Below are 20,052 nucleotides of genomic sequence, written 5' to 3'. Positions count from 1 at the left end.
AGGGCCTCCCCGCCATTTGCAAGATTATCGCGCGAGCGCGGCCACGCCTGGCAGTTCCTTGCCTTCCATCCATTCCAGGAAGGCGCCGCCTGCGGTCGAGACGAAGCTGAAATCGCCCGCCACCCCGGCCTGGTTCAGCGCCGCAACGGTATCGCCGCCACCGGCGACCGAGACGAGCGAGCCTTCCTTGGTGAGCGCCGCAGCCGTCCGCGCCAGTGCGACCGTCGCCGTGTCGAACGGCGGCGTCTCGAACGCGCCCAGCGGCCCGTTCCACACCAGCGTGCGGCACGTCTTGAGCACGTCGGCCAGCGCCTCGGTCGCCGCCGGGCCGATGTCGAGGATCATCTCGTCCGCCTCGACTTCGTGCACGTTGACCGTGCGCGTCGCCGGATTGGGCTTGAACTCCTTGGCGACCACCACGTCATAGGGCAGGTGGACGGTGCAATTGGCCCGGTCCGCCGCGTCCAGGATTTCCTCGGCAGTGCCGGTCAGGTCGTGCTCGCACAGCGACTTGCCCACATCGACGCCGCGCGCCGCCAGGAAGGTGTTGGCCATGCCCCCGCCGATGATGAGGTGATCCACCTTCTCGACTAGGTGGCGCAGCACGTCGAGCTTGGACGAGACCTTCGCGCCGCCGACTACTGCCGCCACCGGATGCTCGGGATTGCCCAGCGCCTTGTCGAGCGCGTCGAGTTCGGCCTCCATCTGGCGCCCGGCGAACGCCGGCAGCTTGTGCGCCAGCCCCTCGGTAGAAGCGTGGGCGCGGTGCGCGGCGGAGAAGGCATCGTTGACGTACAGGTCGCCCAGCGCCGCGAAGCGATCGACCACGGCGGGATCGTTCTTTTCCTCGCCGCCGAAGAAGCGGGTGTTCTCGAGCAGCGCGATGTCCCCTTCGTTGAGCGTCGCAACGGCAGCGGCATCGCCTTCCCAGTCGATGTAGCGCACCGGACGGCCAAGCACCTGCGCGAACGGCTCCACGACCTGCGACAGCGAGAATTCCGCGCTCGGCACCCCCTTGGGCCGGCCGAAATGGGCGAGCACCAGCACCTTCGCGCCGCGATCGGAAAGCTCGGCGACGGTCTGGAGCGCGGCACGGAGCCGGGTGTCATCGGTCACCTTGCCATCGGCCATCGGCACGTTGAGGTCCTCGCGGACCAGCACCCGCTTGCCCGTGATGTCGCCCATGTCGTCGAGCGTCTTGAAAGGTCTTGTCATCTTTAACTCCGTCTCCCTCACCCTTCCCACCGCCTGCGGCGGCGGGCCCCTTCCCTCTCCCATTGGGAGAGGGAGAGAGCGGCGAAGCCGCGGAAGGGTGAGGATGTACGTCGGCAATTAAGCCGACAGCTTCGCCATCACCCCGGCGGTGTCGACCATCCGGTTCGAGAAGCCCCATTCATTGTCGTACCAGCTGACGACGCGCACCAGCTTGCCGTCGAGCACGGCGGTCTCGAGGCTGTCGACGGTCGAGGACGCCGGCGTGTGGACGATGTCGATCGACACCAGCGGCTCGTCCGAGAAGTACAGCACGCCCTTCAGCGGGCCCTCTTCCGAGGCGGCCTTGAGGATCGCGTTGACTTCGTCGCGGGTCGTGTCGCGCTTCGGCGTGAAGGTCAGGTCGACCAGGCTGCCGTCCGGCACGGGGACGCGGATCGCCGAGCCGTCGAGCCGGCCCTTCAGCTCGGGCAGCACTTCGCCCACGGCGCGGGCGGCACCCGTCGTGGTCGGGATGATCGACATGGCGGCGGCGCGCGCACGGCGCAGGTCCGGGTGGATCTGGTCGAGGATCTTCTGGTCGTTGGTATAGGCGTGGACCGTGGTCATCAGGCCGCGTTCGATGCCGATCGAATCGTTCAGCACCTTGGCGACCGGCGCCAAGCAGTTGGTGGTGCACGATGCGTTCGACACGATCGTGTGGCCGGCCTCGAGCTTTTCGTGGTTCACGCCGAACACGACGGTCAGGTCCACATTCTTGCCGGGGGCCGAGATCAGCACCTTCTTCGCACCGGCATCGATGTGCTTCTGGGCGCTGGCGCGGTCGGTGAAGAAGCCGGTGCATTCCAGCACCAGCTCGACGCCGTTCTCGGCGTGCGGCAGGTTCGCCGGATCGCGCTCGGCGGTCACGCGGATGCGCTTGCCGTCGATGACCAGGTCGTTGCCGTCCGCTTCGACCGTGCCCGGATACTTGCCGTGCACGCTATCGCGCGAGAACAGCCAGGCATTGGACTTCGCATCGGCCAGATCGTTGATAGTGACCAGCTCGAGACCGCTGTCGGGGCGCTCCAGGATCGCGCGCGCCACCAGACGGCCAATGCGTCCGAAACCGTTGATCGCAACCTTCGTCATGTGCCTGTTTCTCCTGGTTCAGTTCAGCTTTGCGACGATCTGCGGCACGATCGCCGCAGCCGTCAGACCAAAATGTTCGTACAGTCGCAGATAGGGACCCGAGGCGCCGAATGCATCGACCCCGAAGTTCAGCCCATCGCCGGTATAGCGTTCCCAGCCGCTGGTGATGCCGGCCTCGATCGACACGCGCAGCGCGTCCTTGGGTAGCAGGTCGGCCTTGTACGCCGCGTCCTGCGCATCGAAGCGCGACCAGCACGGCATCGATACGACATCGGCGCCGATCCCCTGTGCCTCCAGCGCCGCGCGCACCGCGACGGCGACTTCGACTTCCGATCCGGTCGCCAGCAGCACGACCTTGCGCGGTGCCTCTGCGGCCTGAAGGCGATAGCCGCCCTTCGCCGCGCCGCCGCTGCTCAGCTGCGGCAGGTTCTGGCGGGAAAGCGCCAGCAGCGCCGGCCCACTCTTGCGCTCGATCGCCGAGGCCCAGGCCTCCGCCGTCTCGACCGCATCGCACGGGCGCCACACTTCCAGATTGGGGATGAGCCGCAGCGACATGACATGCTCGATCGGCTGATGGGTCGGGCCATCCTCGCCCAGCCCGATCGAATCGTGCGTCATGACATAGACCACACGCGCGCGCTGAAGCGCCGAGAGGCGGATCGCCGGGCGGGCATAATCGGAAAAGACCAGGAAGGTGCCACCATAGGGGATCACGCCGCCGTGCAGCGCCATGCCGTTCATCGCGGCGGCCATGCCGAACTCGCGGATGCCATAGCGAACGTAGCGACCACCGTAATTGTCAGCGGTCAGGTCCTCCAGACCCTTGGTCAGCGTATTGTTCGACGGCGTAAGGTCCGCCGACCCGCCGATCGTCTCGGGCAGCGCGGCGTTGATCGCGACCAGCGCCATTTCGGACGCCTTGCGCGTCGCGACCTTTTGCGGGGCGGCGACCAGCTCGGCGACATGCGCGTCGAGCGAGAAGCCCTCCGGCAGGTCGCCCGCCATGCGGCGGAGCAGTTCGGCGCCGTCGCTGCTGGCAGCGACACGATCGACCCAGGCGGCGCGGACCGGCGCGCCCCGGCTGCCGGCGGTCAGCCAGGCTTCGCGGATCGCATCGGGAATCTCGAACGGCGCATAGCTCCAGCCCAGCGTCTCGCGCGCAGCGGCGACTTCGGCGGCGCCCAGCGGCGAGCCGTGCGTCTTCGACGTGCCCTGGAAATTGGGCGCGCCCTTGCCGATGATCGTGCGGCAACGGACCAGCGACGGGCGCGGGTCGGCCTGCGCGGCTTCCAGCGCGGCGGCGATGCTGACGGCGTCATGGCCGTCGCATTCGACGACGTGCCAGCCGGTCGCGGCATAGCGCGCGGGGATGTCTTCGCTCGACGACAGCGAAACGGCGCCGTCAATCGTGATCTTGTTGTCGTCCCACAACACGTTCAGCCGCCCGAGCTTGAGGTGCCCGGCGATGCCGATCGCTTCGTGGTTGATGCCTTCCATCAGGCAGCCGTCGCCGGCGATCACCCAGGTGCGGTGATCGACCAGCGAGTCGCCGAAGGTCGCGTTCAGGTGACGCTCGGCAATCGCCATGCCGACCGCCATCGCGATCCCCTGCCCCAGCGGGCCGGTGGTCGCCTCGACTCCGGCCAGCTCGAAATTCTCGGGGTGCCCGGCGCAGGGGCTGCCGACCTGGCGGAAATTCTTGATGTCGTCGATCGTCGGGCGCGCATAGCCGGTCAGGTACAGCGCGCTGTAGAGTAGCGTCGAGCCATGGCCTGCGGACAGGACGAAACGGTCGCGATCGGGCCAATAGGGATCGGCGGGATCGAACTTCAGGTAGTTCTGGAACAGCACGGTCGCGACGTCGGCCATGCCCATCGGCATGCCGGGATGCCCCGAATTCGCGGCCTCCACAGCGTCCATGGCGAGCGCGCGGATCGCATTCGCGCAGTCGGTGAAGGTTGCGGTCACGTGGACTCCCCTGTGTTAGATGCGGCCTGGATGGTGCGGGCACGCCTTTGGGACGCATGCGCCCGCGCGTCAACCGGCTCGCCGCAATGCAATTCGCACAGGGCTTGCCGCTGGGGCGCGGGGTGCCTATCCGAACGCTGGACATGGCAGGCACTCCCGAAACCCGTATCGAACAGGCACTCGCCCGGATCGAGGCTGCGGCGGCTGCGCGCGCCTATGCCACCGAGCGACTCGCACGACGCCACGCGAAGCTGCGCGCGCGTATCGAGGACGCGGTCGTTTCGCTGGACGCCCTGATCGCCCGCGAAGCCCCCGCGGCGGAGCAGGACTGATGGCGGAAATCACGCTGACCATCGCGGGGCGAAGCTATCCCATCGCCGCCCGTGACGGCGACGAGGCACATCTGCGCAATCTGGAAGCGATGATTGCCAGCCACGCCGACGCCGCGCAGCGCGCCTCGGGCGGGCTCAGCGCCGAGCGGACGCTGGTCTATCTGGCGCTGATTCTCGCCGACCTAGTGGACGAAGCCCAGCGCCATCCACCCGTCGGGGTTTCGCCCGTATTGCTCGAAAGAATCGCCGATCGCCTCGAAGCCGTCGCTGCAGCCCTTGAGGAAGACGCAGCGGACGCCTAGATAGGGGGCGGCGGGCACTGCCCGGCACGAGCTCACAGATTATCCCTGAGGCTATTCATCATCCAAGGGAGCTGTCCCTGTGCAGATCCAGGTCTGTGGCACATGGTTCCCACCTGACGTACCGGGCGTCAGAGGATATTCGAGCAAACGACCATGGTGGTCCCGCCACCCCGCCCTTTCCCCGGCACCATTGGAAACCCGATGATCCTGGACAAGCCGGCACTCCGCGCGAGACTCCGCGCCGAGCGAGATCGATTCGCCACCGAATCGAGTGCAGCGATTCTTGCGCCCGACGGACTGTTGGCGCGATTGGCGCCGGGCCGAGTCGTCACGAGCTATATGCCGATGGGCAGCGAAGCCGACCCCACCCTGTTGGCGGCAGCCGCGCTGGAACATGGATGCCGGATCGCGCTGCCCCATGTCGTCGATCGCGCCACGCCGATGCGGTTCCTGGCATGGCAACCGGGCGACACGCTGGTCGACGGCCCCTTTGGCCTCAGGCAGCCCGATATTGGCTGCGAGGAGCTTGCGCCCGACATCATCCTGGCGCCGCTTCTGGGCTATGACCACCGGCTCAACCGAATCGGACAGGGCGCCGGCTATTATGATCGCGCCTTCGCCCGCTATGATACTGCATGGCGAATCGGCGTCGCCTGGAGCGTCCAGGAAGCGCCTGCCATACCCGCTGACATCTGGGACGTGCCGCTGCACGCCGTCATCACCGAAAAGGGCATGATTTGCCACGAGGAACCGTGAACGCATCGTGGCGCAAGCCCGCTGGCATGCTGGCCATATTGGGGCTGATTCTGGTGTGGGTTGTGCTGATCGCCAGCTTCTCGAGCGAGATCGCGACTCTGCCGCTGCTCGTTCAGCTGCTGATCTATGTTTTCACCGGGATCGTGTGGATCACGCCGCTGAAACCCTTGCTGCGATGGATGGAAACGGGCCGCTGGCGGTGATGCGGGAATAGTTGCGACACAGCGCCCTTGTGGCGCGTGGCGCGAGTGACGGGACTTGAACCCGCGACCTCCGGCGTGACAGGCCGGCGCTCTAACCAACTGAGCTACACCCGCGTATTCCAAGCGCGAAAGCCGGTCCTGTCGGTCCAGCGCCCTGCTCGCAGCGGCAATTTGAAACCCCGTTCGAAGACGCCGACGCACCCTGTTAAGGCGCGTGGCGCGAGTGACGGGACTTGAACCCGCGACCTCCGGCGTGACAGGCCGGCGCTCTAACCAACTGAGCTACACCCGCTTGCTCCAAGCGAGGAGGCGGGCACTAGCCGCCCGATTCCGGGGTGTCAACCGGATTGATCACGGCTTTGTCGCCGATGTGCACGCGCCTCGCCGGGATCGGCCACCAGCGTGCCGTGTTCGAACAGGAAACCGGCAATATCGGGCTTGCCCGCCGCGTTCACCACGGTCTGGATGATGATGAGCAGCGGCACCGCCAGCAGCGCGCCGGTGGTGCCCCACACCCATCCCCAGAAGCTGAGCGAGATCAGGATCAGGATCGGGCTGATGGTCAGGCGGTGGCCGACGATCAGCGGCGTCACCACGTTCGCTTCGATCAGGTGCGCGCCGATCATGATCGCGGCGGGCACCAGCGCCCACCAGATATCGGCAAAGCTCATCAGCCCGCCGATCCCCAGTAGAAACGCCGCCATCACCGGCCCGATATACGGGATGTAGTTGAGCAGCGCGACGATGCCGCCCCACATCAGCGGCGTCGGCATCCCGATCGCCCCCAGCGCGCCCGCGACGATCAGGCCCAGCGTCATGTTGATGAGCGTGATCGTGCCCAGATAGGCGGAGGTATCGTCGACCACGTCCTGGATCACCCGCGCAGTCGCCATCGCGCCGCCGAAGCTCGACCGGCTGGTGATCGCGTTGCGCCGCAGCCGGGTCCAGCCCGACAGGAAGAAATAGATCACCAGTATCGCGAAAAACATCTCGATCAGCGCCGACGGCGCCGAGGTGGTGAACAGATCGAGCAGCGAACGCGGCGGTGCAGTCGCGATCGTCGCCATCGGCTGGCGCACCGGCGCCGACGCGAAATTGCGCAGCGTCTTGTTCACGAAATGCTCGAAATTCGCGTAGAACCGTATCAGCGGCTCGAGGTTGTGCTGGATCTGCGGGATACTCTCGGGCAGCCGCCGTACCCATTGCCAGGCCGGCACCACGATAGACGCCAGCGCGACGTTCGCCGCCACCAGGAACAGCAGCACGCACGTGAACGCCGCGATCGGCGCGGGCACGCCGTGGCGCTCCAGCCATTCCAGCATCGGCACCAGCGCGATGGCGATCACCAGCGCTGCCGTCAGCGGCAGGAAGAAGGGCGAGCCCGCCTGCAACGCGAACGGCACCGCCAGCAACAGGCCGATGCCCGCGATCAGCGTGAACGCCGCGAGCAGGCGATCGCGCTTGTGGACTTCGGCCGGCCCTTCGTGCGGATCGTCCGGCAGGAAGGGCTCGCGCGGCATCCCCGCCCGCGCCCCGCCATCCAGGCCCTCGTCACCACCACCGATCGCGCCGAACTTGTCCACTCGTCCCCCTATGTCGCCCCGACCCTAGCGCGGTTTGCACACGATGTAATCCCGGCTACCATGCTGGCGATGGGCGAATTATTGCTGGTTCTGGACGAGGGCACGACTTCGACACGGGCGATGCTGTTCCGCCCGGACGGCGCGTGCCTCGCGACGCGCGCCGCCGACCTGACGCAGCACTATCCCCAGCCCGGCTGGGTCGAGCATGACGCGGCGGAAATCTGGCAACGCAGCGCCGAATGCGCCGCCGCGATGGTGGAGACCGCCGGCGGCGCGGATGCCATCGCCGCGATCGGCATCACCAACCAGCGCGAGACCATCGTGTTCTGGGACAAGACCAGCGGCGAACCGCTGGCCCCGGCGATCGTATGGCAGGACCGCCGCTCTGCCGCGCTGTGCCGGGCATGGCGCGACGCTGGCGAGGAACCAGCGGTGCAGGCGCGCACCGGGCTGCTGCTCGATCCCTATTTCTCGGGCACCAAGATCGCCTGGGCCATGGAAAACTGGCCGCAACTCAAGGCGGCGGGCGATCGACTGGCAATCGGCACGGTCGAAAGCTGGCTGGTGTGGAAGCTGACCGGCGGGCTGCACATCAGCGACGCGACCAATGCTTCTCGCACCTTGCTGATGGGGCTGGGCAGCGGCGGGTGGAACGACAGCCTGATCGACATGTTCGCCGCGCCGCGCGGGGCCCTGCCGGAGATCGTCGACTGCGCCGGCCGGTTCGGCACCACCCGGCTGTTCGGCGGCGAAATCCCGATCTGCGGGCTTGCCGGCGATCAACAGTCCGCGACCATCGGCCAGGCCTGCCTGACACGGGGCGAGACCAAGGCGACCTATGGCACCGGCGCGTTCGTGCTGACCAATGCCGGCCCCACCCCGCCCTCTTCCAAGCACCGCCTGCTGGCGACCGTGTTGTGGCAGCTGGGAGGGCGCCGCACCTATGCGATCGAGGGATCGGTGTTTGTCGCGGGCAGCCTGATCCAGTGGCTGCGCGACTCGGTGGGACTGATCGAGGCGGCGGGCGAGACCGAAGCGATCGCCCGATCGGCCCCCGACAATGGCGGGGTGTACCTGGTGCCCGCGCTGAGCGGCCTGGGCGCGCCGTGGTGGGAGCCGGAAGCGCGCGGCGCCCTGTCGGGGCTCAGCTTCGCCTCGACGCGCGCGCATATCGTCCGCGCCGCGCTGGAGGCGATGGCGCACCAGAGCCACGACCTGAAGCGCGCCTTCGCCGCCGATGGCGCGGATTGGGCGCGGCTGCGGATCGACGGCGGGATGGTGGCGAACGACTGGATCGCGCAGGACCTGGCGGACATGCTGGCGCTGCCGGTGGATCGCCCTGCCTTTGCCGAGACGACGGCGCTGGGCGCGGCGATGCTGGCGGGGGTCGGCGCCGGGCTCTTCGCCGGGCTGGAAGACGCGGCGACGATGCGTGGGCAGATCCGAACGTTCGAGCCGCAACTGGACGCCACGGCCCGCGACGCACGGCTTGCGGGGTGGAGCCGCGCCATTGCCACGGTCGTCGCCGGCGCCTGAACCGGGACCCGCACCAAAAGTCCTCATCCGTTGACTTACGGGGTGTGCAGCGCGATGCCTTGGCGTAGCATCGCCGGGTCGCACCACAAGCCAAGGAGAGCGAAGATGGACCACACTGCGCGCGAAAATGCCCTGCGCCGCCACGAAAGCCTGGAATATATCGGATTGCGCGCGCAGGCGACGATGGTCGGCCTGTCACAGCTGTGCACCGAACTGGTCGCGGCGGGCGTGCTGGGCGAAGCGGCCATTACCCGGATCAAGGATGCGATTTCCGAAGATATCAGCGTGTCGCGCCCCCGCACCCTCAATCACACAGAGTTCGAACGCGCACTGAAAACCCGCCTCGATTCGATCTTTGCGGGCTGTGCGAAGGCCGGTCAGCCCCGAGTCGGCACCGCCGGGGACATGGAATCCGCGCTCGGCGCGAGCCCGGACGAACTGCACACGGGCAGTTGAAAACCCCGCCCCCGCGCGCCCGATCCGCGCGCGGGGGCAGCCGGTTCAGGCCGCGGCGTCCTCCACGAACAGCGCCCGCAGCTCCTTTTTCAGGATCTTGCCGTTCGCGTTGCGCGGCAGCACGTCCCTGGAAAAGCGGACCTCCACCGGCACCTTGAACGCCGCCAGATGCTGGCGCACCCAGGCCTGTAGCTCCTCTTCGGTGGCGCTTTGCCCCGGCGCGCAATGGACCACGGCGGCAGGCACCTCGCCCAGGCTCCGGTGCGGCACGCCCACCAGCGCGCAGTCGGTCACGGCCGGGTGCGCGTAGAGCACGTCCTCGACTTCGATCGAATAGATGTTCTCGCCGCCCCGGATGATGATGTCCTTCGCGCGATCGACGATGAACAGGAACCCCTCTTCGTCCAGCCGCGCGAGGTCGCCCGTGCGCACCCAGCCGTCGACAAAGGTTTCTGCCGTGGCATCGGGCTTGTTCCAATAGCCCTTCACGACCATCGGCCCGCGCGCCCACAACTCGCCGACTTCGCCCACGGGGAGTTCGCGCGTCGCCTCGACATCCATGATCCGCAGGTCGGCGGCTGCGACGGGCGGCCCCGCGCTGTTGGGGCGATTGAGATAATCCTCGCCAAAGTGGGTGGTGACCGTCGCCGTCGTCTCGGTCATGCCCCAGCCATTGCCCGGGAGTGCACCGAACTCCTCGTGAATCCGCCGGACCAGTTCCGGCGCGGAGGGCGCGCCGCCATAGCCGATCTGCTCCAGGCTGGAGAGGTCGTATTCGCCGCGCCGGGGATGCTCGAGCAACTGCCACGCGATCGTCGGCACCCCGCCGGTGGCGTTGACCTTCTCACGCCCGATGAGCTGCATAGCCTGTTCGGCATCCCATTTGCGCATGAACACCAGCGTGGAGCCGGTCGCGACCACGCCCATCATCGCGGCGCTGCACGCCGTGACGTGGAACAGCGGGATGACCAGCAGCATGACCTTCGGCTCAGGCACCGCCGGCGGCACTTCGCCCCGGCGCAGCATCGCGCGGGCGGCGACATAGCCGCTCGACATGATGTTGGTCACGAAATTGCGATGCGTGCCCAGTGCCCCCTTGGGGTGGCCGGTAGTGCCGCTGGTGTAGAAGATGGTGGCATCGTCGTCGGGCAGCACATTGGCATCGGGAAAGCCGATATCCTCCAGCGCTGACCAGTCGCAGGGCGCGCCGATCAGCGACTCGAGCGTCACGACGCCGGGGTCGAGTTCGCCCCGCGCCCGGGACACGACCACCCGCTCGAGCGCCGGCAGCTTTTGGTAACAGGATTTGAGCCGCTCATGCCGCTCGCCATCGACGAACAGGACCTTCGATCCCGAGTCGTTCATGGCGTATTCCAGCTCGCCCCCCGTCCACCAGGCATTGAGCGGCACCGCGATCGCGCCGATGCTGACGATCGCGAAAAATATCGCCGGCCACTCAGGCAGGTTGCGCATCGCCATCGCGACCCGATCGCCCTTGTCCACGCCCATCGCCACCAATTGCGCCGCGATATGCGAGACCGCGCGGTAATTCGCGTCATAGGTGACGCGTTCCCCTTCATGGATCGTGAACTCGCGCGCGCCATAGCCGCGCGCCAGTTGCGCAAGGATCCGTAGCGTCGGCGGCGCGTTCTTCCACACGCGCGTCGGCACGCCGCGAATGTCGATGGTCTCCATCTCGAACTTGGCGCCGGGCGCGGTCAGCAGCGCCTTCACCTGGTCCATGGACATTTTGGGCCACTCCGGGTCCAGCGGCACGATCGGTTCGAGGGCCAAAACCTGTCTCTCCATCTGCATTCTGAATTTTGGGTTTGGCTATAATTGCCACCTTGCGTTCAACGTTAGTGTTGATTCACGGCGCGCTCAAGGCAATAGGAGAATGGCACCCGAAAGAAGGTGCCGAATTAGGGTTTCGAACACGAGGTATGCCGTACACCATGAAAACCGCCACACCCGAATCGCTCGGTTTCGACGCCGCCCGGCTGGCGCGTATCGATGCGTTCCTGGCGGAACGCTACCTCGATTCGGGCAAATTGCCGCATGCCCAGTTGCTGATCGCCCGCGATGGCCAGATCGCGCACTTCTCGCACCAGGGCCCCGCGCGTGAAGGCGGCAGCGCGGTGGACGAGACGACGTTGTTCCGCATCGCGTCGATGACCAAGCCGGTCACCAGCCTCGCCTTCATGATGCTGGTCGAGGAAGGGCGGGTCGCGCTCGACACCCCGGTTCATCACGTGCTGCCCGAGTTCAAGGGCGTGGGCGTCTATGCCGGCGGCGGCGGCGGCGCGCCCTTCACCACGCGGCCCACTGCCGATCCGATGCGGATGGTGGACCTGCTGCGCCACACCTCGGGCCTCACCTACAGCTTCCAGAATCGCACCAATATCGACGCCGCCTATCGCGAAGGGCGCATCGAAAGCTGGCACGGCAACCTGACACTGGACGAATTCGTCGCGGCGGTCGCGGCGCTGCCGCTGGAATTTTCGCCCGGCGCGGAGTGGAATTACTCGGTGTCCACCGATGTGCTGGGCGCCGTGGTACAGCGCGTGTCGGGCATACCGCTGGAGCGCTTCTTCGCAGAGCGCATCTTCGCGCCGCTGGGGATGCACGACACTTTCTTCCAGGTGCCCGAGGAAAAGCTGGACCTGCTCGCGGACTGCTGGGCGCTGGCGCCGGGCAAGGGCCGGGTGATGTACGACCGGGGCGAGGCGTCCGCCTGGGCGAAGTTCCCGCGGCTCGTGTCCGGCGGCGGCGGGCTCGTCTCGACCGCGCTCGATTACCACCGCTTCGCCACGATGCTCCTGAACGGGGGCGCGCTGGGCGGGGCGCGGATCGCCGGCCGCAAGACGATCGATCTGATGACGATGAACCACCTGCCCGGGGGTTCGGACCTGGCGACGATGTCGCGGGCGCTGTTCAGCGAAGCGACCAACGCCGGCACCGGCTTCGGCCTGGGCTTCGCCGTCACGCTCGACGTGGCGAAAACCCTTATCCCCGGCTCGGTCGGTGAATTCTATTGGGGCGGCATGTTCTCGACCGCCTTTTTCGTCGATCCCGTCGAGCGCCTCTCGATGGTGTTCATGACCCAGTTTTCCCCGTCGATGCTCTACCCCATCCGCCGCGAACTCAAGACGCTGATCTATTCGGCGCTGAACTGATCCCACAGGAGACAATGATGTCCGTGATTACCACCAGCCGGCAGGGCGACGTCCTGATCCTCACCTCCGACAATCCGCCGGTGAACGCGCTGGGCGCCGCCGTGCGCCAGGGGCTCCAGGCCGGGATCGACGAAGCGCGCGGCGACGCGAGCATCAAGGCCGTCGTCATCACCTGCGCGGGCAAGACCTTCTTCGCCGGTGCCGACATCACCGAATTCGGCAAGCCGATGCAGGAGCCCGCGCTCCCCACGCTGGTCGATGCGATCGAAGCGCTCGACAAGCCGGTGATCGCCGCCATCCACGGCACCGCGCTCGGCGGTGGCTGCGAAGTCGCGCTGGCGTGCCATTACCGGATCGCAGTGCCCTCGGCCAAGATCGGGCTGCCGGAAGTGAAACTCGGCCTGCTCCCCGGTGCGGGCGGGACGCAGCGCCTGCCGCGCGTGGCGGGCGTCGAGCTGGCGCTGGAAATGACCGCCAAGGGCGACCCGATTTCCGCGAAGCAGGCGAAGGACGCAGGGCTGGTCGACCGGCTGGCGGGTGAGGACAGCCTGCTGGCGGATGCGGTGGCACTGGCGAACGAAGTCGCTGACGCGCGCCCCCTGCCCCGCGCGAGCGAAAAGCCGGTTACGGTCGACCCCGCCGTGTTCGACGCTTTCCGCAAGGCGAATGCCAAGCGTTTCCGGGGCTTCGAGGCGCCGGCGACGATCATCGACCTGATCGAGAAGACTGCCGGCACTCCCTATGCCGAAGGCGTCCAGGCCGAGCGCATGGGCTTCATGAAGCTCATCATGGGCGTCCAGTCGGCGGCACAGCGCCACATCTTCTTCGCCGAGCGCAAGGCATCGAAGATCGACGGCATCGCCGACGACATCGCGCTGCGCGACATTCGCCGTGTCGGCGTGATCGGCGCGGGCACGATGGGCGGCGGGATTAGCATGAACTTCCTGTCGGCGGGCGTGCCCGTGACGATCGTGGAGATGCAGCAGGAGGCGCTGGATCGCGGCACCGCCACGATCCGCAAGAATTACGAAGCCACCGCCGCCAAGGGCCGCATGACCGCGCAACAGGTGGAAGGCGCGATGGGCCTGCTGAACCCGACGCTCGATTTCGACGCGCTGGGCGACTGCGACCTCATCATCGAAGCGGTGTATGAGAGCATGGACGTCAAGAAGGACGTCTTCGGCAAGCTCGACAAGATCGCCAAGCCGGGCGCGATCCTCGCCTCCAACACCAGCTATCTCAACATCGACGAAATCGCCGCCAGCACGAGCCGGCCGCAGGACGTGGTGGGGCTGCACTTCTTCTCGCCGGCCAACGTCATGAAGCTGCTGGAAATTGTGCGCGGCGCGAAGACGGCGGACGATGTGCTGGCGACCGCGATGGCGGTGTCGAAGAAGATCAAGAAAGTCGCGGTGATCGCCGGGGTCTGCCACGGTTTCATCGGCAACCGCATGCTGATGCCGCGCCAGGTCGAGGCGATGAAGCTGCTGCTGGAAGGCGCGACGCCCGAGCAGATCGACCGGGTGCATGTCGAGTTCGGGATGCCGATGGGCCCGTTCCAGATGGCGGACCTCGCCGGCGTCGACATCGGCTGGCATCGTGATCCGACCCGGATCGAGAGCATCCGCGACGCGCTGGCCGCCGAAGGGCGCTGGGGCCAGAAGAAGAGTGCCGGCTTCTACGATTATGACGAAAAGCGTAACCCCTCGCCCAGCCCGCGCGTGGCCGAGATCATCGAGGATTTCCGTCAGAAAACCAACACGCCGCAGCACGCGATCACCGATGAGGAAATCATCGAGCGCACGCTCTACACCATGGTCAACGAAGGCGCGCTGATCCTGGCCGAGGGCATGGCGCAGCGTGCGTCCGACATCGATGTGGTGTGGATCTATGGCTATGGCTGGCCGGTCTATCGCGGCGGCCCGATGTTCTGGGCCGATACCGAGGGCCTGAAGAAGATCGTGGCGGGCCTGGAGAAGCACGGCTTCGACGTCGCCCCGCTGCTCCGCGAAAAGGCCGAAAAGGGCGAGCGGTTTAACTAGAACAAACGCCTCCCCGGCACGGGGAGGGGGACCGCTCGCGCAGCGAGTGGTGGAGGGGACCGCCCCACGCGAGCGGCCTGTGGCGCTCCCCCTCCACCAGCCTTCGGCTGGTCCTCCTCCCCGTGCCGGGGAGGAACGGAGAGGATGATGACCGAGCAGCTTGAGCAGTTCCGCGCCGAGACCCGCGCATGGCTGGAGGCAAACTGCCCGCCCGCCATGCGCGAGCCGATGCGCAGCGAGAAGGACGCCACCTGGGGCGGCCGCAACCCGCACTTCGCGCATCCCGATCAGAAGGTCTGGATGGACCGGATGGGCGCGCGCGGCTGGACCGTGCCCGACTGGCCGACCGAATATGGCGGCGGCGGGCTGAGCGCGGCGGAGACCAAGATCCTGCGCGAGGAAATGGCGCGCCTTCGCTGCCGCAACCCCCTCAACAGCTTCGGCATTTCGATGCTCGGGCCGGCGCTGCTCAAATACGGCACCGAGGCGCAGAAGCTGGAGCACCTGCCCAAGATCGCGCGCGGCGAAATCCGCTGGTGCCAGGGCTATTCCGAACCCAATGCCGGGTCCGACCTTGCGGGCCTGCAAACCAGCGCCGAGGACCGGGGCGACCATTTCCTGGTCAACGGACAGAAGGTGTGGACCAGCTATGCCGACGAGGCTGACTGGATCTTCTGCCTCGTCCGCACCGATCGCACGACCAAACAAGGCGGCATCAGCTTCCTGCTGTTCGACATGGCAAGCGAGGGCGTTTCGACGAAGCCGATCCTGCTCATCAGCGGCTATTCGCCCTTTTGCGAGACGTTCTTCGACAATGTGAAGGTGCCGAAGGAAAACCTGCTCGGCGAACTGAACAAGGGCTGGGACGTCGCCAAATATCTGCTCGGGCATGAGCGCGAGATGATCTCGGGCATGGGCCTGGGCGGCACCGGCGGCAATGCGCTGGTCGAAGGCGCGCTGCGCACGATCGGCACCGACGATGCGGGCCGGCTCGCCGATCCGCTGCTGCGCGCCCAAATCGCACTGTTCGACGTGCGGGCGCGCGCGTTTTCGGCAATGTCCGAACGCTTCGTCGACGAACTCAAGGCCGGGCGTGCGCACCCCGCCCAGCCGAGCATGATGAAATATTACGGCACCGAGCTGAACAAGGCGCGGCACGAACTCGTCATGGCATCGGGCGGCAGCGACGCGCTGGAATGGGAGAGCGAACGCTCCGGCCATGGCGCCACGCCGCGCGCCTGGCTGCGGACCAAGGCCAATTCGATCGAGGGCGGGACCAGCGAGATCCAGCTCAACATCATCGCCAAGCGGATATTGGAACTGCCGAATTGAAAGCCCTCTCCCCTTCAGGGGAGAGGGTTTGGGAGAGGGGCAGTTCAAGAGAGAACAACTGGGCCGGCGTGAGAGACTGCCCCTCTCCCCGGCCCTCTCCCCTGAAGGGGAGAGGGAGAGTAGAAAATGCCCCTGTACCTCACCGACGAACAGGCAATGCTACGCGACACCGCGCGCGATTTCGTCGCCGAACATGCGCCTGTCAGCCATATGCGCGCGCTGCGCGACGCCAAGGACCAGACCGGCTTCAGCCGCGACCTCTGGAAGCAGTTCGCGGAGCTGGGGCTGACCGGCATTTTGATCCCGGAGGCTCAGGGCGGGCTGGGCCTCGGCCATGTCGAGGCGGGCGTGGTGCTGGAGGAAATCGGGCGCAACCTGTCCCCTTCCCCGTTTCTCGCCACTTCGGTCGGCGCGGTCGAGGCGCTGAAGGGCAGTGCCCACGCCGATCGCTGGTTTCCAGGCATCGTCGCGGGTGACATCGTGGCGGCGCTCGCGATCGACGAAGGGCCCAAGCATACGGGCCGCATCGCGATGAAGGCCGAGCGCGCCGGCAACGGCTTCCGCCTGACCGGCGCCAAGCAGTTCGTGGCGCATGGCCATGTCGCCGATCTGCTGCTGGTGGCGGCACGCACCGATGGCGGCACGACGCTGTTCGCGCTCCCACGCGACAGCGCGGGGCTGGTCGTCACGCCCGAACGGCTGGCCGATGCGAGCATCGCGGCACGGCTGGAGTTTGACGGCGTACAGGTCGATGCCGACGCGGTGGTCGGCGACGTCGACCACGGCGACGCGCCGCTTGCCCGGTTGCTCGCCGGCAGCCGGGTCGGCGCTTCGGCCGAGCTGCTCGGCGTGGGCGGCGGCGCGATGGACCGGACGGTCGCGTACCTCAAGGAACGCAAGCAGTTCGGAACGCTGATCGGCAGCTTCCAGGCGCTCCAGCACCGCGCGGCGCACCTGTACAGCGAAATGGAAGTCGCCCGCGCCGCCGTGCTCAAGGCCCAGCAGTTGCTCGACGCCGCCGACCCGCTCGCCGATCAGGCAGTGTCGGTCGCCAAGGCGATGACCAGCCTAGCCTCCACGCTGGCGGTGCAGGAGGGCATCCAGATGCATGGCGGCATCGGCATGACCGATGAATATGACATCGGCTTCTTCATGAAGCGCGCGCGCGTGCTGGCGGAGCTGTTCGGCGACGCCAATTTCCACGCCGATGCGCTGGCCCGGACGGCGGGCTATTGATGGCGGAGGATCTGCCGCCCGATGCGCTGGTCGCGCAGCTGACTGCGTTGCTCGATGTCGAGGAAATCGACACCGACCTGTATCGCGGCCCGCGCCTGCCCGGCGGCGTCGGGCGCGTGTTCGGCGGCCAAGTGATCGCACAGGCGCTCCAGGCCGCGCAGCGCTCGGTCGAGGGCGACAAGACCGCCCACTCGCTCCACGCCTATTTCATGCGGCCGGGGGATGAGAATCATCCGATCATCTACCGCGTCGTCCATGATTTCGACGGCCGCAGCTTTGCCAATCGCCGCGTGATCGCGATGCAGAAGGGGCAGCCGATCCTCAACATGATCGCCAGCTTCCAGCGGCCGGCAGAGGGGTTGCACCACCAATCCGACATGCCGGACGTCCCCGACCCGGACACGCTGCGCTCCGAGCGCGACCTGCGCGAAGCGATCCGTGACGAAGTGCCGGAGAAATTCCGCCGCTTCTTCCTGCGCGCCCGCCCGGTGGAGATCCGCCCGGTCAATCCGCGCAACTGGTTCCGCCCCTCGCCGCAGGAGCCCGTCCAGCACAGCTGGTTCCGCGTGGTCGCGCCCTTGCCCGACAAACCCGCGCTCCACCGGGCGATGCTCGCCTATGCCACTGACATGACGCTGCTCGGCACGTGCATGTTGCCGCACGGCTTCAGCTGGATGACGGGGCAGGTGCAGACCGCGAGCCTGGACCATGCCATCTGGCTGCACGAGCCGTTCCGCTTTGACGAATGGCTGCTCTACACCACCGACAGCCCCTGGTCGGGGCATAGCCGGGGCTTCAATCGCGGGCGCATCTATTCGCGCGACGGACGGCTGGTGGCAAGCGTTGCGCAGGAGGGGCTGATCCGGCTGAAGCGCGACGCGGACGAATAACGTCCGTCGAGCGCCCGGCTCGCTTCGACGAAAACGCGGATCAAATCGGCACCCGCCAAGTTCCTCTTGCAGCGGGCACAGGCGAAGTTCGTCGCAAATCCCCATTCCCCGACTAGGAATCTGTTCCGCCGGTTGTGGGATGGGGTAAAGTGCGGTCCCGCGCTGGCTGATGGAGGGTTGCCATGGTTCCTGCGTTTGCACTGCCGAACACCCTGTCGCTGGTCACGATCGGCGAACGCCAGTCCGCTCCGTTCAAGGTCCTGCTGTCCAGCGGATCGAAGGAACATATCGCCTATCGCGCCGATACCCGGACCGATCGCAACATCCTGGCCGCGAAGCTGGATGCGGCGGTGACGCAGGCCGATCGCGCCGTGCTGCTGGTGGCGCAGGGTGCGAGCTGCTTTGCCGCCGCATGGTGGGCGCGGCTGTCGCCCGCATCCTATGTCTCACGCGTCAGCGGCGCGGTATTCCTCCAGCCGGTGGAGGAGGAACAGGGCGGTATCGACCAGCTGATGCGCCTGTTCGCCTCGCCGCGCATTCCCCTGCCCTTCCCCTCGATCGTTCTCGAAGGCGACAAGGCCCGGGGCGACCTCTCCGAACAGGTCCGCCGGCTGGCCGAAGGCTGGGGCAGCGGCCTGGCCGCCGACCCCGTCGATCATGCGGCGCCGCGTCGCCCGTGGAGCCTCACACGCCGCGCCATCGAACGCTTCACCGCGGGCGTCGTCGAGCGCGACGTGCAGAAGGCCGAGCGCCTGATCGGACTGGTCCGGCGTTAACGCCCTTGCCAACTGTTGATATACCCGCCGCCGCGCGGTCTTTGGAGAATACGATGCAGACGCCCCTTTCCCGCCCCCTGACGACCCGCCGGGCGTTCCATGCGACGGTGATCGCGCTGGGCGTGGCCGCGCTGTCGCTGGGGGGGTGCTCCGGCAGCGACGGTGCCAAGGGCAATGCCAAGCAGCTGCTCAACGTCTCCTATGACCCGACGCGCGAGCTGTACCGCGACATCGACGCCGCGTTCGCGGCGAAGTGGAAGGCCGAGCATAACGAGGACGTGCGCATCAACCTGAGCCATGGCGGATCGGGTAAGCAATCGCGCGCCGTGATCGACGGGCTCGAGGCCGATGTCGTCACGCTCGCGCTGGGCTATGACATCGACGCCATCGCCGAGCGGACGCCGAAATTGTCCAAGAAATGGCAGCGCGCGCTGCCGGACAACAGCTCGCCCTATACCTCGACGATCGTGTTCCTGGTTCGCAAGGGCAACCCGAAGGGCATTCGCGACTGGGCCGATCTGGTGAAGCCGGGGGTTCAGGTCATCACGCCCAATCCCAAGACGAGCGGCGGCGCGCGGTGGAACTTCCTCGCCGCCTGGGCCTATGGCCGCACGCTCGGCAAGTCGGAGGCCGGCGCCGAGGACTATGTGAAGCGGCTCTACGCGAATGTCCCAGTGCTCGATTCGGGCGCGCGCGGCGCCACCACCACCTTTGTCGAACGCGGTATCGGCGACGTGCTGATCGCGTGGGAAAACGAAGCGTTCCTGGCGCAGAAGGAAATCGGCAAGGGCAAGTTCGACATCGTCGCCCCCTCGATCTCGGTCCTCGCCGAGCCGCCGGTGGCCGTGGTGTCGGGCAATGCCCAGAAGCACGGCACTGCCCAGCTTGCCGAGGCGTATCTCCGCTTCCTCTACACGCCCGAGGGGCAGGAAATCATCGCCCGCAACTATTACCGTCCGCGCGACGCGACGGTGGCCGCGAAGTACAAGGGCGTGTTCCCGGAGTTGAAGCTTGCGACGGTCGACAAGGATTTCGGCGGCTGGGCCTCCGCCCAATCGCGCTTCTTTGCCGATGGCGCGGTGTTCGACCGTATTTTCGCCGCGACCAAGCGTCGGTAAGCG

At 67.0% G+C, this 20,052-nt stretch carries 18 protein-coding genes and 2 tRNA genes; 13 read left to right on the top strand and 7 right to left on the bottom strand.

Going from position 1 to position 20,052, the window contains the following annotated elements:
• Positions 1–24 precede the first annotated feature (24 nt).
• From ACG3SL_RS06605 to tkt, 3 genes are all read right to left on the bottom strand, one after another.
• Positions 25–1,215, bottom strand: a complete 1,191-nt coding sequence (locus tag ACG3SL_RS06605; protein WP_448664341.1) for a phosphoglycerate kinase — start codon at positions 1,213–1,215, stop codon at positions 25–27.
• Positions 1,216–1,332: 117 nt separating this feature from the next.
• On the bottom strand, positions 1,333–2,343 hold the full coding sequence (gene gap, locus ACG3SL_RS06600; RefSeq protein ID WP_448664340.1) for a type I glyceraldehyde-3-phosphate dehydrogenase: 1,011 nt from the start codon (positions 2,341–2,343) through the stop codon (positions 1,333–1,335).
• An 18-nt stretch (positions 2,344–2,361) separates the two neighbouring features.
• A complete protein-coding gene (gene tkt / locus ACG3SL_RS06595; protein ID WP_448664339.1) occupies positions 2,362–4,311 on the bottom strand; it encodes a transketolase in 1,950 nt (649 codons plus the stop codon).
• A 143-nt stretch (positions 4,312–4,454) separates the two neighbouring features.
• Here tkt and ACG3SL_RS06590 point away from each other — a divergent pair, with 143 nt between their 5' ends.
• From ACG3SL_RS06590 to ACG3SL_RS06575, 4 genes are all read left to right on the top strand, one after another.
• Positions 4,455–4,643 (top strand): hypothetical protein, encoded by a 189-nt coding sequence (locus ACG3SL_RS06590; protein ID WP_448664338.1) that lies wholly within the window; start codon positions 4,455–4,457, stop codon positions 4,641–4,643.
• Positions 4,643–4,945 (top strand): cell division protein ZapA, encoded by a 303-nt coding sequence (locus ACG3SL_RS06585; protein WP_448664337.1) that lies wholly within the window; start codon positions 4,643–4,645, stop codon positions 4,943–4,945. The genes ACG3SL_RS06590 and ACG3SL_RS06585 overlap by 1 nt, the downstream gene beginning before the upstream one ends.
• 201 nt (positions 4,946–5,146) lie before the next feature.
• Complete coding sequence (locus tag ACG3SL_RS06580; protein WP_448664336.1) at positions 5,147–5,701, top strand: 5-formyltetrahydrofolate cyclo-ligase; 555 nt, start codon at positions 5,147–5,149, stop codon at positions 5,699–5,701.
• Positions 5,698–5,904, top strand: a complete 207-nt coding sequence (locus ACG3SL_RS06575) for a DUF2842 domain-containing protein (protein WP_448664335.1) — start codon at positions 5,698–5,700, stop codon at positions 5,902–5,904. The genes ACG3SL_RS06580 and ACG3SL_RS06575 overlap by 4 nt, the downstream gene beginning before the upstream one ends.
• Positions 5,905–5,941: 37 nt before the next feature.
• Here the strand turns inward: ACG3SL_RS06575 and ACG3SL_RS06570 are convergent.
• The 3 genes from ACG3SL_RS06570 to ACG3SL_RS06560 form a co-directional block, all read right to left on the bottom strand.
• Positions 5,942–6,018: transfer RNA gene (locus ACG3SL_RS06570), tRNA-Asp, on the bottom strand.
• A 101-nt stretch (positions 6,019–6,119) separates the two neighbouring features.
• A tRNA-Asp gene (locus ACG3SL_RS06565) sits at positions 6,120–6,196 on the bottom strand.
• A gap of 46 nt (positions 6,197–6,242) precedes the next feature.
• On the bottom strand, positions 6,243–7,424 hold the full coding sequence (locus tag ACG3SL_RS06560) for an AI-2E family transporter (RefSeq protein WP_448665085.1): 1,182 nt from the start codon (positions 7,422–7,424) through the stop codon (positions 6,243–6,245).
• A 132-nt stretch (positions 7,425–7,556) separates the two neighbouring features.
• Here ACG3SL_RS06560 and ACG3SL_RS06555 point away from each other — a divergent pair, with 132 nt between their 5' ends.
• A complete protein-coding gene (locus ACG3SL_RS06555; protein WP_448664334.1) occupies positions 7,557–9,023 on the top strand; it encodes an FGGY family carbohydrate kinase in 1,467 nt (488 codons plus the stop codon).
• A gap of 105 nt (positions 9,024–9,128) precedes the next feature.
• Complete coding sequence (locus tag ACG3SL_RS06550; RefSeq protein WP_448664333.1) at positions 9,129–9,479, top strand: hypothetical protein; 351 nt, start codon at positions 9,129–9,131, stop codon at positions 9,477–9,479.
• 45 nt (positions 9,480–9,524) lie between these two features.
• Here ACG3SL_RS06550 and ACG3SL_RS06545 read toward each other — a convergent pair whose 3' ends face one another.
• Positions 9,525–11,288 carry an AMP-binding protein gene (locus tag ACG3SL_RS06545; RefSeq protein WP_448664332.1) on the bottom strand — a complete coding sequence of 588 codons (1,764 nt, stop codon included), beginning with the start codon at positions 11,286–11,288 and terminating at the stop codon, positions 9,525–9,527.
• A 146-nt stretch (positions 11,289–11,434) separates the two neighbouring features.
• Between ACG3SL_RS06545 and ACG3SL_RS06540 the strand changes: the two genes are divergently transcribed.
• From ACG3SL_RS06540 to ACG3SL_RS06510, 7 genes are all read left to right on the top strand, one after another.
• Positions 11,435–12,655 carry a serine hydrolase domain-containing protein gene (locus ACG3SL_RS06540; protein ID WP_448664331.1) on the top strand — a complete coding sequence of 407 codons (1,221 nt, stop codon included), beginning with the start codon at positions 11,435–11,437 and terminating at the stop codon, positions 12,653–12,655.
• A 14-nt stretch (positions 12,656–12,669) separates the two neighbouring features.
• Positions 12,670–14,697: a 3-hydroxyacyl-CoA dehydrogenase NAD-binding domain-containing protein gene (locus tag ACG3SL_RS06535; protein ID WP_448664330.1), complete on the top strand. Its 2,028-nt coding sequence runs from the start codon at positions 12,670–12,672 to the stop codon at positions 14,695–14,697.
• A gap of 144 nt (positions 14,698–14,841) precedes the next feature.
• Entirely contained in the window at positions 14,842–16,029 is a 1,188-nt protein-coding gene (locus ACG3SL_RS06530) for an acyl-CoA dehydrogenase family protein (protein ID WP_448664329.1), read from the top strand.
• 126 nt (positions 16,030–16,155) lie between these two features.
• The gene (locus tag ACG3SL_RS06525) at positions 16,156–17,265 is read left to right on the top strand and encodes an acyl-CoA dehydrogenase family protein (protein WP_448664328.1); all 1,110 of its coding nucleotides are present in this window, start codon (positions 16,156–16,158) and stop codon (positions 17,263–17,265) included.
• Positions 17,265–18,155 (top strand): acyl-CoA thioesterase, encoded by an 891-nt coding sequence (locus tag ACG3SL_RS06520; protein ID WP_448664327.1) that lies wholly within the window; start codon positions 17,265–17,267, stop codon positions 18,153–18,155. Before ACG3SL_RS06525 ends, ACG3SL_RS06520 begins: the two co-directional genes overlap by 1 nt.
• Before the next feature lie 182 nt (positions 18,156–18,337).
• Positions 18,338–18,931: an alpha/beta hydrolase gene (locus ACG3SL_RS06515; protein ID WP_448664326.1), complete on the top strand. Its 594-nt coding sequence runs from the start codon at positions 18,338–18,340 to the stop codon at positions 18,929–18,931.
• A gap of 53 nt (positions 18,932–18,984) precedes the next feature.
• The gene (locus tag ACG3SL_RS06510; protein ID WP_448664325.1) at positions 18,985–20,049 is read left to right on the top strand and encodes a sulfate ABC transporter substrate-binding protein; all 1,065 of its coding nucleotides are present in this window, start codon (positions 18,985–18,987) and stop codon (positions 20,047–20,049) included.
• Positions 20,050–20,052: the final 3 nt, after the last annotated feature.

Source organism: Sphingomonas degradans, assembly GCF_053502645.1.
Note: the sequence above shows the minus strand (reverse complement) of the source record. Positions and strands in the feature narration are given on the sequence as shown.

Coding starts and splice junctions, on each gene's coding strand:
- ACG3SL_RS06605 (WP_448664341.1), bottom strand. CDS start 1,215: ATGACAAGACCTTTCAAGACGCTCGACGACATGGGCGACATCACGGGC.
- gap (WP_448664340.1), bottom strand. CDS start 2,343: ATGACGAAGGTTGCGATCAACGGTTTCGGACGCATTGGCCGTCTGGTG.
- ACG3SL_RS06590 (WP_448664338.1), top strand. CDS start 4,455: ATGGCAGGCACTCCCGAAACCCGTATCGAACAGGCACTCGCCCGGATC.
- ACG3SL_RS06585 (WP_448664337.1), top strand. CDS start 4,643: ATGGCGGAAATCACGCTGACCATCGCGGGGCGAAGCTATCCCATCGCC.
- ACG3SL_RS06580 (WP_448664336.1), top strand. CDS start 5,147: ATGATCCTGGACAAGCCGGCACTCCGCGCGAGACTCCGCGCCGAGCGA.
- ACG3SL_RS06560 (WP_448665085.1), bottom strand. CDS start 7,424: ATGCCGCGCGAGCCCTTCCTGCCGGACGATCCGCACGAAGGGCCGGCC.
- ACG3SL_RS06555 (WP_448664334.1), top strand. CDS start 7,557: ATGGGCGAATTATTGCTGGTTCTGGACGAGGGCACGACTTCGACACGG.
- ACG3SL_RS06550 (WP_448664333.1), top strand. CDS start 9,129: ATGGACCACACTGCGCGCGAAAATGCCCTGCGCCGCCACGAAAGCCTG.
- ACG3SL_RS06545 (WP_448664332.1), bottom strand. CDS start 11,288: ATGGAGAGACAGGTTTTGGCCCTCGAACCGATCGTGCCGCTGGACCCG.
- ACG3SL_RS06540 (WP_448664331.1), top strand. CDS start 11,435: ATGAAAACCGCCACACCCGAATCGCTCGGTTTCGACGCCGCCCGGCTG.
- ACG3SL_RS06535 (WP_448664330.1), top strand. CDS start 12,670: ATGATGTCCGTGATTACCACCAGCCGGCAGGGCGACGTCCTGATCCTC.
- ACG3SL_RS06530 (WP_448664329.1), top strand. CDS start 14,842: ATGATGACCGAGCAGCTTGAGCAGTTCCGCGCCGAGACCCGCGCATGG.
- ACG3SL_RS06525 (WP_448664328.1), top strand. CDS start 16,156: ATGCCCCTGTACCTCACCGACGAACAGGCAATGCTACGCGACACCGCG.
- ACG3SL_RS06520 (WP_448664327.1), top strand. CDS start 17,265: ATGGCGGAGGATCTGCCGCCCGATGCGCTGGTCGCGCAGCTGACTGCG.
- ACG3SL_RS06515 (WP_448664326.1), top strand. CDS start 18,338: ATGGTTCCTGCGTTTGCACTGCCGAACACCCTGTCGCTGGTCACGATC.
- ACG3SL_RS06510 (WP_448664325.1), top strand. CDS start 18,985: ATGCAGACGCCCCTTTCCCGCCCCCTGACGACCCGCCGGGCGTTCCAT.